This is a genomic window from Psychrobacter glacincola, assembly GCF_904846075.1.
Taxonomy (GTDB): domain Bacteria; phylum Pseudomonadota; class Gammaproteobacteria; order Pseudomonadales; family Moraxellaceae; genus Psychrobacter; species Psychrobacter glacincola_C.
Map to the genome: position 1 here is coordinate 635,690 of NZ_CAJGZH010000002.1, position 14,679 is coordinate 650,368.

The following is a 14,679-nucleotide window of genomic DNA, read 5'->3' on the forward strand; positions in this document are numbered from 1 at the left end:
ACCGAGTTTTCAACGTACTAAAATCACAGGAGATAGCGTGCTGGCGATAATTTCTGTCGTGGTACTACCAAGAAATAATTGTTGCAATTTCGAATGTCCATAAGCACCCACCACCATGATATCAATGTTGTTTTCTACCTGAAACCTTAACAAGCCGTCAACGGCATCGGAGGCAGATAAATGATGTGCCGCTACGCTAAAACCTGCGTCCTCCAATTGTGCCGCTACGGCGCTTAAGCTTTGTTTTGACGCGTCATTATGATTGCCTATCATGACGATATGACCTTGCAATCCTTTTAATACAGGACTTCTTGCAACCATCCATGCTGCTTTAATAGCCGTTTTGCTACCATCAAAAGCTATCATATATGAGCTAGGCTCTTTGAACGTCTCTGAGCAAATCAATATAGGAACGTCAGATGCACGGGCAACGGTTTCGATTTGGCTACCGATATTAATACGGCTGCTTTTGTGATCTTCACCTCGGCGTCCCATGACGATGGCACGATTTTCTGCTTTAAAATGCTCAATGGCAGGTAACAGCTTGCCGCGACGTTGATAGATACGAATATCGACCTGAGTAAAGTTACCTTGAATATGGCTTTTTGCGTCTTGTACCAAAGCATTGCTATAACTGTTCACTACCTTCGCTCTTTGCTCGTCTAACTGTGTCAATTCCTCCAATAAAAACTGGCGGCTATTGACTCCTATTGCGCCTGACAAATCGCGTCTGGTCGAGGCTGGAACCTCACTCACATGCAACAACGCTACGGGTAAATTTAACTTACTGGCATACCATGCTGCATAGTCACAAACCGATTCAGTCACTGCCGAGCCGTCTATACAGGCTAAAATGTGCTGTGATGTTGTCATATTCCGTCCTTAAATTTAACGATTTCATCCTATACAGCTTTCTATACCCACTATAAATATGGTCACCGAAAAACATAGTTACCAAAGTACATGGTTACCAAAGTACATGGTTACCAAAAAACATAACGGCAGAAAAAGCGTATCCATTGCCTTGATAATAACCAATTTAAACGGCTTCAGCCAGCGATGTGTGCCCACTTCTACCATAATTAAAAAAAGTCTTGTCATCGTCTAACAACATGCCGTAGCGAATTTTGCTACAATGGTTTTTTAGCATTTATGATTTAAGTATCCTTATCTAGGTGATGGAATTATGGCAAAAAATGCCCTACAGGCTCAGTTATTAAAAGCGGGATTGGTGGATAGCAAAAAAGCCAAGAAAATCAGCAAGCAGACTCAGCATGCCAAGCGTACTGGTGACTCAGAAAGCATGGAAGCGAAAAAAGCGTTGGCAGAAGCCCAAGCAAAAAAACTAGAGAAAGATCAAAAGCTCAATCAAGAAAAGCAACGTATTTTAGAAGAGAAGATGCTCAAGGCTAATATCGTCCAAATGATTAAGCAGCATCAGATTGCCGATACCAATGGCGATGTTAATTATCAATTTGTCGATAATGCTAAGGTCAAAAAAATCTTTGTCACTCAAAAACTATATGACCAAATCGTCGCCGGTCATGTGGTGATTGCACGCTTAGAAGAAGGCTATGCCCTACTTCCTCGTCCGTTGGCAGATCGCATCGATGCAAAAATGGAGGGCTTCATGGTCGTGTCTAACGATACATCAGAAGAAGTACTGGCAGAAGATGATCCTTATGCCGCCTATGTGATTCCAGATGATTTGATGTGGTAACCGCTTAATTTCATCATACTTATGATATAAGCCAAAAGCCTTTCATGGACTATCCCAGTCTATGAAGGGCTTTTTATTGTACGAAAAGCGACCACCTTTAACCCAGCATTGCTGCTTTGGTTGAAAAACGTAACGATGCTCTGGAACAGTAGCATGCTTGAGGCTACGAACTTGAACAACCACTCAATAACAACTACAATGCGGTTTATTAACCTACTGAGCGGTAATATTTTGTCTAATTTTGAGTAATCACTCAAAATAAACACTTTATTCATGCTTACTGCCTGACAATAGTAGTCATTGCCAGATATTTCATTGATTAGACTTGCCAAGCTCTTTTGCACTCACTTTTAACGCTTATTAAGAATAAATAACTTATGCCAAAACATCTCCCTCTTTCACTGTTATTGCTTCGACTGGGTATTTTCATTGTTTTTTTAGTCTGGACTTTAGATAAGCTGATTAATCCTGATCATGCCGCAGGCGTCTTTTCTAGTTTTTATGGTTTTGAAAGTATAGGCGACACCGTGTTTTATGTCATTGGCGCGGCTCAATTCATCCTCATTCTGTTATTTGTCACAGGATTCTTCAAAACTTGGACTTACGGCATTATCTTGCTACTTCATGCGATTTCAACGTTCTCAACCTTTGGCTTATATCTCAAGCCTTTTGATAACTTGTTGTTCTTTGCAGCATGGCCGATGTTGGCTGCGTGTTTGGCGCTTTTCTTAATGAGAGATTGGGATACCTTAACCTTGGGCAAAAAAGTTTCTTTAGCCTAAACATCAGTCATATTTATCGTTAGATTGGGCTGGGTTGAACATGCAAAAATATAAATACTAGCCTCCGAAACTCAAGCTCTATACTATGAAGACTACTAAGTTAGCTGTTTTATTGTATAGAAATGCACAAAGCATGCAAAAAACTTAACGCAATTATCGTTACCACTAACTTGTCATTACCACTAACATGGTCAAGGTTCTTAATCATAAAAGAATGACGATGACTTTAGCCTTCGCTCTACTACTTAGCCGGATATTTTATGATTAAAAGAATATTGTTAATACTGTTAATATTAATATTGGCAGCAAGCTTTTTCTACTTTGACCTCAATCAATTACTGACGCTTGACGGCTTAAAAGGCTCGATGGCGCAATTTAACGACTATAAAACGCAATCACCATTATTGATTATCGGTGGATTCTTTTTACTTTATGTCGTCGTCACCGCTCTATCCTTACCGGGTGCCGCTATTTTAACCTTGGCAGCTGGCGCATTATTTGGTTTATGGCAAGGCTTGTTGGTCGCCTCATTTGCCTCCAGTATTGGTGCGACACTCGCCTTTTTAACCTCACGTTATTTACTGCGTGATACGATTAAACAGCGCTTTCCTGAGCGCTTAGCAGCCATTGATGCTGGCGTTGAAAAAGAAGGCGGATTTTACTTATTTACCCTACGCTTAGTGCCGATATTTCCTTTCTTTTTGATTAATTTACTCATGGGCGTCACCGCGATTAAAGCGAGGACATTCTACTGGGTAAGCCAAATCGGTATGCTCGCTGGCACCTTCGTATATGTCAATGCAGGTACGCAATTGGCGCAAATCGACAGTTTGTCGGGGATTTTATCGTTTAATTTGATTGTCTCATTTGCGTTGTTAGGTTTCTTCCCATTAATCGCAAAAGGCATATTAAATATGCTAAAAAAACGCCGCGTCTATAAAAACTATAGCAAACCTAAAAAATTCGACCGTAATATGATTGTGATTGGCGCAGGTGCTGGCGGGCTAGTCACTAGCTATATCGCGGCGACCGTCCGAGCAAAAGTAACCTTAATCGAAGCGGGCGAGATGGGCGGTGACTGCTTAAACTATGGCTGTGTACCCAGTAAAGCCCTCATTAAAAGCGCAAAAGTGGCAGAACAAATGCGCCATGCTGAGCGTTACGGCTTGGAAAATACCCCACCAGAATTTTCATTTAAGAACGTCATGACCCGCATCCATCAAGTTATCGCTGACATCGCGCCAAATGATAGCGTCGAGCGTTATACGGACTTGGGTGTCGAAGTATTAAAAGGCTATGCCAAACTCATCGATCCGTGGACAGTAGAGATTGCGCTAAACGATGGCGGCACGCAAACACTCACCGCACGTTCCATCGTTATCGCTACTGGTGCGCGCCCATTTATCCCAGATTTGCCGGGTTTGGAAGAAACCGGCTATGTGACCAGCGACACCATATGGAATAAATTTGCCGAATTAGAAGCAGCGCCGAAAAAGCTGGTCGTACTTGGTGGTGGGCCAATTGGCTCTGAGCTGGCGCAAGCCTTTGCCCGCTTAGGCTCCGATGTGACCCAGATCGAAAGAGGCGCGCGTCTTATGAAAAAAGAAGACGTGGAAGTCTCTGAATTTGCACAGAAAGTCCTCGTTGAGAGCGGCGTAAATGTCTTAACCTCGCATCGAGCGATTCGTTGTGAAGCGCGCGATGGTAAAAAGTTCATTATCGTTGAAGCGCAAGGCGGCCGTACCGTTAAGCAAGACCGTCAAAACAAGCAAGAAATCGCGATTGAATATGACGAATTGCTTTGTGCCGTTGGACGTAGTGCCCGCTTAGAAGGTTATGGTCTTGAAGATTTGGGCATCGAAACGGAGCGTACCATCGAGACGGATGACTACCTAGAAACCCTTTACCCCAATATGTACGCCGCAGGTGATGTCGTCGGCCCTTATCAATTTACTCATGTGGCTTCCCATCAGGCATGGTACGCTGCCGTAAACGGTTTATTTGGACATTTAAAGAAGTTTAAAGTAGATTACCGTGTGATTCCGTGGACAACCTTTATCGATCCAGAAGTCGCACGCGTGGGCTTAAATGAGCAAGAAGCTATCGAAAAAGGTATCGATTTTGAGATTACCCGCTACGACTTTAAAGATTTAGATCGCGCGGTGACGGAAAGTGCCAATCATGGTTTTATCAAAGTCATTACCTCTAAAGGTAAAGATAAAATACTTGGCGTGACCATCGTCGCTGAACATGCTGGTGATTTAATGCCGGAATTTATATTAGCGATGAAACATGGCTTAGGTCTGAATAAAATACTCGGCACCATTCATATGTATCCCACATGGGCAGAGGCTAATAAGTACGCTGCTGGTGAATGGAAGCGCAATCATGCGCCCGAAACGGTATTAAACTGGCTTGAGAAATACCATACATGGCGTCGAGGTTAGTTGAATTTTTATTCACTGCGCTAAAAACATATAGTCGATGCACTCTAAAAAGAGCATAGCGCTACTGGGATGCTGTCTTTAAATGTAGGTTGCGCAGCCTCTGGGAAAGCAGCACGCAAGTAAAATTTATACCAGTAGCGCGTTTAAATTTATATAACAGTTTATTTTCAACTGACTATATCATCATAACGGAAACTTAAATGTACGTTATTAAATCTTTACCAGCTATGCCAACGCTAAAATATCTCACGCGATATAGCACATATGCTGTAGTGCTTAGCATTTGTGCAGTTATTTCTTCAAGCATATCCGCCAGCACCGCCTCCTCCACTACCGTTGCTAGTGCAGCAGAGTCCTCGTATTGGCAGCAGATTGAGGCGCAAGGTCAAAACCAAGACGTCTATTTCTATGCATGGGGCGGTGACCCGCAGATAAATGCCTATCTACAGTGGGCCGCAGAAGAAGTGAATGTCAAATATAATATTAATATGGTTCATGTCAAATTGAGTGACACCAGTGAAGCCGTCAGTCGCGTACTCGCAGAAAAGTCTGCCAACAACAATGATAAAGGCAGCGTGGATCTCATCTGGATAAATGGTGCCAATTTTGCCACCATGAGTGAGAATTCATTATTACTCAAACAATGGGCGAATAAGCTCCCTAACTTTGCGTTGACCGACCCAGAGAACAATCCTGCGGTTAACTTTGATTTTGGTGTGCCGACCAACGGCATGGAAGCGCCATGGGGACAAGCTTCGTTGACTTTTTATTACGACAGTTTATCAACTGACAAGCCACCAACCACCTTAAATGAGCTAGTCAATTGGACAGCGCAAAACCCCGGGCGTTTTAGCTATCCAAAGCCACCTGACTTTTTAGGAATGAGCTTTTTAAAATATGCCTTAGTCATGCTGCACGAAAATCAGGATGCTAAGACAGGCAAAAACATCAAGGCACAGCTCAACCTGCCAGCCACTGAGCAAAATACAGATATGGTATTAGCCCCTTTATGGGAATTTTTAGATGACTTACATCCCACTCTATGGCGTAAGGGTGAGCAATTTGTGCAAACGGGCGCACACATGCGGCGCTTGGTCGATGATACCGAGCTGAGTCTGGCCTTTACTTTTTCTGCACCTGAAGTACCAGCGGCCGTGCAGCGTTATGATTTACCCCAGAGTATTCGTAGCTATGCCATGAGCGATGGCAGCTTAAGTAACACCCATTTTGTGACCATTCCTTATAACGCCAGTCACCAGCAAGCTGCGCAGCTAGTAGCAAACTTTTTAATGAGCCCAGAAGCACAGGCCAAAAAGCAAACCCCTGATATATGGGGTGATAAAACCGTACTCGTTCCCTCTACGCTCAATCCTGAACAACAAGCGCTATTTAAAGAAAATAAACCACACCCTAGCGCCCTGCCCTTTGATAGCATCAAACGTACCGTGAGTGAACCACATCCAAGCTGGGTTGATGCCATTATGCAAGGCTGGCAAGCGCGTTATGGGGTTAGCCCATGAGTAAAAATACTAATAATAAAACGGCAAAAGAAAAAGTCCATTCTGCAACAATTACTGGCATAACCGCGCCTTATAAAACAGATCTATTTACGCGTATCGTCTCCTTGAGTCCGACATTTTTACTGCTGCTACTGATATTACCGGTACTCGGTGGTTTGGTGTGCGTGCTGTTGCCTGCCTTTAGCTGGGTGCCTGCACTTGAGCAAACGACTGTTAGTCTACAAGGCTTTCATGATCTTTGGCAGACGCCTGGTCTTACTCAAATGGTCGCTTTAAGCATCGCTACTGGATTAATCAGCACGCTATTCGCTTTTGTCATGACCTTAATGATTTTGGCGGCTTTTTTTAATAGCGTTTGGCTGACTCGTATTGAGCGTTTGCTGAGTCCAATCTTAGTCATTCCTCATGCAGCGGCAGCCATAGCGGTTGGTTTTTTAATTGCGCCTTCTGGTATGTTTTCACGCCTTATATCACCATGGCTAAGTGGCTGGGAATTGGCTCCAGACGGTATATTTCCACATGATCCCTACGGTATCAGTATTATCTTGGGTTTAACCTTAAAAGAACTGCCATTTTTATTACTCATGGCACTAGGCGCTTTGGCACAACCTGAGCTTGGTAAAAAGCTACGTCAGCAGTATAAAGTCGCGCTAAATCTCGGCTATTACCCCATTACTGCCTTTTTTAAAGCCGTACTTCCTGTCCTCTATCCTTTTTTACGTTTGCCTATCTTAGCCGTGCTTGCCTATGCCAGTGCCAGTGTCGAGATGCCATTGATACTCGGTCCAAACACGCCGCCAACACTGGCGGTCACCATCATGCAATGGTTTAACGATGTTGATTTAAACTTACGTATAAAAGCCTCGGCGGGCGCGTTATTACAGCTCGCTTTGACGGGTAGTTTAATCGCCTTGTGGCTTGGTAGCGAGAGAGCGATAAAAAATTGCTTTAATCGCACGTTGGTCAATGGCAAGCGCCACTATGCCGATGCATTATGGCAAAAAATTACCGCAGCATTGACCACTGTGGTGATTGGCTTTATTTTGCTGGCGCTCATTGGTCTGGTCATGTGGTCAGTAGCTGGTTTTTGGCGCTTTCCAGCCGTATTGCCAGAACAGTTGGTGTTATTACATTTTCAAAGTGCCTTTACGCAAATGAGCACGCCATTATTTAATACCATTACGATTGGTATCGTGAGTACCGTATTTGCCATTGTGCTGACATTATTATGTTTGGAAGCTGAGCAATTAAGTCAAAAACCACTTTCAACATTTACCAGTTTAATTATCTATTTGCCGCTGTTAGTGCCGAGCATTGCTTTTTTATTTGGCTTAGTATGGCTACAGCAACTGGTGAATAACCAAACAGCGTTTTTTAATGTGGCATTTACCCATCTGCTCTTTGTGCTGCCCTATGTGTTTTTATCGCTTGCCAGCAGTTATCGACGTCTAGACCCTCGTTTTGCTCATGTAGCGGCAAGCCTTGGTGCAACGCCAGCCAAAGTATTTTTGCAGGTGAAATTACCACAACTGTTTGCGCCATTATTAATAGCCATTGCTCTTGGTTTAGCGATTAGCTTTGGTCAATACTTACCGACATTATTGGCAGGTGGCGGACGAATCGCCACCATAACCACAGAAGCCGTAACCCTCGCTAATGGTGCCAGTAGACGCACCAGTGCAGTGTATGCCATTATCCAAATGGCGCTACCCTTAGTTGGTTTTATATTGGCTTGGATATTGCCAAAGTACTTCTTTAAAAGTGATAAAAATAGCAGCCGTTAAAACGTTTTTTAAAATATATTCGTTTTGAAGAGCATTGATTCTAAATAGCACTAATTTTGAAAATACCTAATAATAAAAACGCAAAGAAAAGGGCTCTTGATGCAATCCTCTTTACAGATAAAAGACTTACAGTTATATCGACAAGGCGAGCTATTACTGAGCCTAGATGAGCAGATTGCTGGTGGTGAAATACTAACCGTCATGGGTCCGTCTGGTAGTGGTAAATCGAGCTTGTTGAACTGGCTCACAGGTATATTGTCAAATGGTTTCACCGCTACTGGTGAGGTTTGGTTAAATGATAAAAATGTAAGTCATTTGCCGACGCACTTGCGTCATATTGGGGTACTGTATCAAGACGCCCTACTGTTTTCGCATTTATCGGTCGCAGGTAATATTGCTTTTGCGATGCCTCAAGACAATAAGAATAGCGCTGAGAAGCTCAATAAAAAACAGCGCCGTGAAAAAATAGAGCAGGCACTTGAACAAGTTAGTTTAGCAGGCATGGGAAATCGCCATCCCGATAATTTATCAGGCGGACAACAAGCGCGAGTGGCACTACTTAGAACGCTACTGAGCGCACCAAAAGCGATACTACTCGATGAGCCTTTTAGCAAGCTGGATACTCAGCTAAGAGTAGATACGCGGCAACTGGTATTTGAGCAAATCCGCACTCATAAACTTCCCGCCATCATGGTCACCCACGATTATAGCGATGCCGAGGCCGCAAACGGTAAAGTCATTCATTTAGAACTGTAGTTTTAGAGTTATCGTTTTATACATAAAGTCTTAAACGTCAAAGCGAAATACAAAAGGCAAGCGCATGCTAGATAAATTTATTACGCCCATGATTAAGCCGATACTAAGCCCTGTCGTCGTTGTCTTGCACAAACGCGGTATTACGGCTGATCAACTCACGGTGGCAGGCTTTTTAATCGGTATGTTAGCGGTGCCGTTACTCGCATTTGAGCTTTGGTATGGCGCACTGGCAGCCATTGCATTAAATCGTATTTTTGATGGTCTTGATGGCGCTTTAGCCCGTTATGCAAAGCAAAGCTCTAGCGCAGGCGGCTATTTAGATATTACGCTCGACTTTTTATTTTATGCCGCCATCCCGCTGGGTTTTATATTGGCAAATCCTGAACAGAATGCCATTGCTGGCGCTTTATTACTCGCGACCTTTATTGGCACAGGCTCTAGCTTCTTAGCGTTTGCCATTGCTGCAGAAAAGTTTACACTGAATAAACCACAGTTTAAATATAAAAGCTTTTATTACTTAAACGGTTTGACGGAAGGCACCGAAACCATCGCACTGTTTGTCGCTTTTTGCCTGTGGCCACAGCACTTTGTATTACTCGCTGGCATCTTTGCCACTGCTTGCGCGATTACGATTTTTACCCGTATCCATGGCGGCTATCATACCCTTAAGCAGCTAGAAATAGATAAAAACAGTATATAAATAGAATAAGTTAAGAGGCAGCTAATGACTAACGAAGTATGGTGGCGGCTTGGGTTCTTTTTAAGCATTTTAGTGATTATGATGCTGATAGAATGGCGCATGCCTGCACGTCAAGCACCGATCAAAAGCAGCAAACGCTGGTTCGCTAACTTTGGCTTGGTTTTTATCTCGTCAGTTATTGCTCGTCTAGCGGTGCCTGTCGGTCTAACGGCTGTGGCGCTTTATAATCAGCAGCATGGGATTGGTCTATTTAATATCATCAATTTGCCAAGCATTGTCGTCGTCATACTAAGCTTAATATTGCTCGACATCATCATTTACTGGCAACATCGACTATTTCACCGCGTGCCTATGCTATGGCGTTTACATAAAGTCCATCACGCTGATGCGCATGTTGATGCCAGCACAGGGCTTAGGTTTCATCCCATTGAAATCATTTTAAGCATTCTAGTAAAGCTCGTTGCCGTCAGCTTATTGGGTGTTCCTGCCATCGCCGTATTGATATTTGAGATTGCGTTAAATGGCTTAGCGATATTTAACCATGCCAATATTCGCCTGCCACCTGCGCTTGAAAAACCGCTACGCTTAATATTGATGACGCAGATTTTGCACCGTATTCACCATAGCCAATGCGTCAGTGAGACCAACTCAAACTATGGTTTTAGTGTCATTTGGTGGGATTGGATTTTTGGTAGTTATAAGGGTAAAGCAAAGCAGTCTGATAATGAGCTAGATATTGGACTAAAAGAATACCCAGCAGCCAAACAAAATGCTTCGCTATGGGGATTGTTAACCATGCCATTTAGCAATAACTTGGTTAAGAAAAACAAATAACTGTCGTGATGCCGCCTAGCTTTGAATGTAAGTCAAAGTTACAAACAACTTGAGCATTCACTCAAATATTATTTGAACGATTGCTCAAAATGGATTATAGTGGCTGCAGTTGTTGAGCGACTCACGAAAATCTCACTTATTAAATTGAGTATTCACTCAACTATATAATAGGTTCTCAAGTTGCTTATACACACTTACTTTTACAACCATTCACTAATAATGATTAAAAGGTTTTAATATGACTGAATTTACTCTACACGACAAAGACACAGCCCCAGCAGAAAGTAAAGATTTGCTTGATGTATCTATCAAAGCGTTTGGCATGGTACCTAATCTACATGCAGTCATGGCTGAAGCGCCTGGCTTGCTCGAAGGCTACCAACAGCTACATCAACTGTTTTTAGACAGCAGTTTCGATGATGAGGAAGTCACTGTTGTATGGCAAACCATCAACGTCGAACATGAGTGCCATTACTGTGTACCCGCTCATACTGGCATCGCCAAAAGCATGAAAGTGGATGACGCAATCACTGATGCATTACGTAATGAGACACCACTACCAACTGCAAAACTAGAAGCATTACGCGACTTTACGCTATCGGTCGTTCGTGATCGTGGTAATGTGAATGATGATGCAGTGCAAGCGTTCTTAGATGCAGGCTTTACTAAACGTCAGATTTTGGAAGTGGTTCTTGCTGCGGCTCAAAAGGTGATGAGCAACTACACCAACCATTTGGCCAACACGCCAATCGACAAGCCTTTCCAAAAGTTTGAATGGCATAAAGCTGTCTAATTATATAAGAACCAAATAAGGAGCCACTATGAGTAATTTAAAAAAGCCATTACGAATAGATATCGTGTCAGACGTGGTCTGCCCTTGGTGCGCTATCGGCTATAGTCAACTAGCCGAGGCATTAAAACAAACCAACACTCCACACGAGATTCACTGGCATCCATTTGAGTTAAATCCTAATACGCCGCACGAAGGACGAAACTATCGTGAGCATATCATGGAGAAGTACGGTACGACTGCTGAGGACATTCAAGAGAACCGAGCTAGAATGACAGAAGTAGGTGCTGAAGCTGGATTTAATTTTCAGTTTACCGATGACTTTCGTACTTACAATACTTTTAATGCGCATCAGTTGCTGCATTGGGCCGATCAGAAAGGACGTATACACGAGCTAAAGCAAGCATTGTTCGTCGCACACTTCGTCGATAATCAAAATATATCAGATTATAGTGTGCTTGCCGATGTTGCGGCCGATTTTGGACTGGATCGTAGCGAAGCACTAGCGGTCTTAAAAGATCAGCGATTTGCTGCAGCGGTAGAAAAAGAAAAGCAGCATTGGCAGCAACAAGGCATTCAAAGTGTGCCATCTATGGTTTTCAATGAGCGTCATTTAATTAGCGGTGCTCAAGGCGTTGAAAATTATAAAAGCATATTGCAGCAGTTGGCTGACATGCCAGACTAAATCATCTGTTGGTGGTTGAGTTTTCAAGACTAAGAGTTTTCAAGACTAAGAGTTTTCAAGACTAAGAGTTTTCAAGACTAAGAGTTTTAGAAAAGCTAAGGGTTTTAGCGTTACTGTATAGCCCGAGACTATGCAGTAACGCTAAAACCCTTTTTTTCATACCAAAAATATCTTAGCAATTAGCCTTACTTAATCGGCAATAACCCTTTAGCAGTGCTTATTTGCAAATAGTCAACATGAACTACACGCCAACAGGCTTATCAATACGCAGCGCTTCTATAGAGAGCGCCATATCTTCAGCCAACGCTTGCACCGCTGCACTCTCGACATCACGCTGCGCAAAAGCACGCAGCCCCATGATTTCCGCCTGTAGTCGTCGTCCAAGCCTAGTCGCGTCAAGCTCAGTATCAAGCTCACCCAGCCGCTGTGCTTCGGTAAAGTAATTTATAAAACGCAGCTCCATACCTGCTAGCAGCATTTCAACTTTTTGTAGCGCTGTCTGCTCACGAGCACCAAGCTCCAGTAAGCTTTTGACCAACATGCAAGCCTGACTCGGCAGCCCTTTATCACGAATACCGCCCAGCTGACGCACGAAAGCGGCTAACCCCAACAGCGGTGATTGATAAGCGCCCATTACCCGCTCAAGCTCACTCAAACCTAGGCGAGCATAGTAGTCTAACGCTTCTTGAAATAATCCATCTTTACTGCCAAACGCAGCATAAATGCTTCCTGGACGCATATCGAGCGCCTCTTCTATGTCTTTTAACGAAGTAGCATGAAAGCCTTTTTGCCAAAAAAGCTGTAACGCGCGTTCTAAGGCATCTTGACGGTTATAAAGTGCGGTACGTGACATAGTTTTTCCATCTCAAAAGCTGTAATCTCATATAAAAATAAGCACAGCGATAAAATTTGAATGATTGCTCAATTTTATATCGAATGGCATTCTTAGTCCAGTAAAGTTAATTTACAAAGCAAATATCTTATTTAGCCATTGGTAGCAATATTAATGGCTAAATAAGATATGAAAGCGCCCAACGTTTAATGACTCAATAGCACATGCTTGCTTTTTTGATACGCAGACAAGCCGTCTACGCCCAGCTCACGACCGATACCACTTTGCTTAAAGCCGCCCCACCCTGACTCTGGCAGTACAATTTGCTGTTCATTGATCCAGATATGACCTGCTTGAATCTGTAGCGCCATCTCGACTGCCGCCGTTTCATCAACGCTGACAATGCTCGCGGCCAAAGCAAACTGGCTATCATTGGCTAAAGCAATCGCCTCTGCATGGTCGGTAAACGTTTGACTCACTAAGACCGGCCCAAAAACCTCTTCTGTCCATAACTGACTGGTCACTGGAACATTGGTATAAATCGTCGGCATCGCAAAATACCCTTGTCGATTTAAGACCTCACCACCTGTGAGACAAGTCAGGTTTTCGGCAGTAGCAAGGTCGAAATATTTTTTTACTTGATTCAGCTGCTGCTCACTAACCAGTGGACCCATTTGCGTATCAGTGTCAAAGCCATCACCAATTTGCAAACTTTCTGTCTTAACTTTTAATGTGTCGAACAACGACTGAGCAATGCTTTCATGAACGAGCAGTCTTGAGGTGGCTGAACAGATCTGACCGGCATTGGTAAATATGCCACCGATGATTAAATCACAAGCGTGGTCGATATCAGCATCTGCACATACGACGATGGCTGACTTACCGCCCAGCTCTAAACTGATATCCTTGATACCTTTTGCCGCTTGGCTCATTACCTTTTCACCAACGGTGTTGCTACCAGTAAAAGAAATTTTGTCGATTAATGGATGGCAGGTCATGGCAGCGCCCACTTCAGCTGCACCCGGTAAAATATTAACGACTCCTTTCGGTAGTTTAATAGCAGACAATATATTGCCCAACATCAACTCTGGCAATAATGTCACCTCGGAGGGCTTTAATAGTACCGTACAGCCTGCAGCCAATGCAGGGGCTAACTTCAAGCAGTGGTCACCATTGGGAAATTCCATGGGACTATAAGGGCGCAAATACCAACAGGCGCATACGTTTTTAGCAAACGTATGCCTGACTCGCTGGTGGATACCTCCGACCAAGTCGCTTGTTCTGTGATGAGATTGGCATAATAGCGATAGCAGGCAATGGCATCGCTCACGTCTATTTTTGCCTCTTCAATGGGCTTACCATTATTTAACACAGACAATCCCACCAATTTGTCAAACTGCTGCTCCATCGTCTCGGCAATGGCATTGAGATACGATGCACGCGTGCTTACGGTGGTTTGCGACCAAGATGGATACGCCGCAGAAGCCGCATTGACTGCCATTTCTACCTGTACCTTGGTACACAATCGAGTGGTAGCGATGATTGTTCCCGAATTTGAATCATATAAATCATAACTTGAATCATGATTCGAATCATAGCTATCAGCATCAGCAGTATCGGTAGCAGGCGCTTCAATAGTCATCCATTTGCCATCTATATAGGCTGCATTTAACATCACTTCATTTTGAACCGTTTGGATGGCGCTTTCTCTCGTTAAACTGTTAGCATTCGTCATTTCCATGATGGTCAATCACCTTATATGGTTTGATATAATTGTTGTTATACCTATTGTCTTTAATTGCATTTATAAGTGTTTCTATAAATCATTC

The 14,679-nt window shown here is 43.3% G+C and carries 12 protein-coding genes and 1 pseudogene; 10 read left to right on the forward strand and 3 right to left on the reverse strand.

Annotated elements, in window-relative coordinates:
- Positions 1 to 9: 9 nt before the first annotated feature.
- A complete protein-coding gene (locus JMW85_RS08775; RefSeq protein WP_087814188.1) occupies positions 10 to 873 on the reverse strand; it encodes a universal stress protein in 864 nt (287 codons plus the stop codon).
- 313 nt (positions 874 to 1,186) lie between these two features.
- On the opposite strand from JMW85_RS08775, the gene JMW85_RS08780 reads away from it, so the two are divergent.
- The 10 genes from JMW85_RS08780 to JMW85_RS08825 all read left to right on the forward strand — a co-directional run bounded on the left by JMW85_RS08780 (position 1,187) and on the right by JMW85_RS08825 (position 12,018).
- The gene (locus JMW85_RS08780) at positions 1,187 to 1,720 is read left to right on the forward strand and encodes a DUF2058 domain-containing protein (protein ID WP_087814189.1); all 534 of its coding nucleotides are present in this window, start codon (positions 1,187 to 1,189) and stop codon (positions 1,718 to 1,720) included.
- A gap of 377 nt (positions 1,721 to 2,097) precedes the next feature.
- The gene (locus tag JMW85_RS08785; RefSeq protein WP_087814190.1) at positions 2,098 to 2,502 is read left to right on the forward strand and encodes a hypothetical protein; all 405 of its coding nucleotides are present in this window, start codon (positions 2,098 to 2,100) and stop codon (positions 2,500 to 2,502) included.
- 260 nt (positions 2,503 to 2,762) lie between these two features.
- Positions 2,763 to 4,949: an FAD-dependent oxidoreductase gene (locus tag JMW85_RS08790; protein WP_201581488.1), complete on the forward strand. Its 2,187-nt coding sequence runs from the start codon at positions 2,763 to 2,765 to the stop codon at positions 4,947 to 4,949.
- A 200-nt stretch (positions 4,950 to 5,149) separates the two neighbouring features.
- On the forward strand, positions 5,150 to 6,469 hold the full coding sequence (locus JMW85_RS08795) for an ABC transporter substrate-binding protein (protein ID WP_201581489.1): 1,320 nt from the start codon (positions 5,150 to 5,152) through the stop codon (positions 6,467 to 6,469).
- A complete protein-coding gene (locus JMW85_RS08800) occupies positions 6,466 to 8,253 on the forward strand; it encodes an ABC transporter permease (protein ID WP_227681748.1) in 1,788 nt (595 codons plus the stop codon). Before JMW85_RS08795 ends, JMW85_RS08800 begins: the two co-directional genes overlap by 4 nt.
- Before the next feature lie 99 nt (positions 8,254 to 8,352).
- A complete protein-coding gene (locus JMW85_RS08805) occupies positions 8,353 to 9,009 on the forward strand; it encodes an ATP-binding cassette domain-containing protein (RefSeq protein ID WP_201581490.1) in 657 nt (218 codons plus the stop codon).
- A gap of 64 nt (positions 9,010 to 9,073) precedes the next feature.
- A complete protein-coding gene (locus tag JMW85_RS08810) occupies positions 9,074 to 9,709 on the forward strand; it encodes a CDP-alcohol phosphatidyltransferase family protein (RefSeq protein WP_201581491.1) in 636 nt (211 codons plus the stop codon).
- 24 nt (positions 9,710 to 9,733) lie between these two features.
- Positions 9,734 to 10,543: a sterol desaturase family protein gene (locus JMW85_RS08815; protein WP_201581492.1), complete on the forward strand. Its 810-nt coding sequence runs from the start codon at positions 9,734 to 9,736 to the stop codon at positions 10,541 to 10,543.
- A 238-nt stretch (positions 10,544 to 10,781) separates the two neighbouring features.
- On the forward strand, positions 10,782 to 11,336 hold the full coding sequence (locus tag JMW85_RS08820) for a carboxymuconolactone decarboxylase family protein (RefSeq protein ID WP_201581493.1): 555 nt from the start codon (positions 10,782 to 10,784) through the stop codon (positions 11,334 to 11,336).
- 28 nt (positions 11,337 to 11,364) lie between these two features.
- The gene (locus tag JMW85_RS08825) at positions 11,365 to 12,018 is read left to right on the forward strand and encodes a DsbA family oxidoreductase (protein WP_201581494.1); all 654 of its coding nucleotides are present in this window, start codon (positions 11,365 to 11,367) and stop codon (positions 12,016 to 12,018) included.
- A gap of 241 nt (positions 12,019 to 12,259) precedes the next feature.
- Here the strand turns inward: JMW85_RS08825 and JMW85_RS08830 are convergent, their stop codons facing one another.
- Together JMW85_RS08830 and JMW85_RS14565 are read right to left on the reverse strand one after the other, a co-directional pair.
- The gene (locus JMW85_RS08830; protein ID WP_201554052.1) at positions 12,260 to 12,871 is read right to left on the reverse strand and encodes a TetR/AcrR family transcriptional regulator; all 612 of its coding nucleotides are present in this window, start codon (positions 12,869 to 12,871) and stop codon (positions 12,260 to 12,262) included.
- A gap of 185 nt (positions 12,872 to 13,056) precedes the next feature.
- Positions 13,057 to 14,591 (reverse strand): annotated as a pseudogene (locus JMW85_RS14565) (aldehyde dehydrogenase family protein).
- Positions 14,592 to 14,679 lie beyond the last annotated feature (88 nt).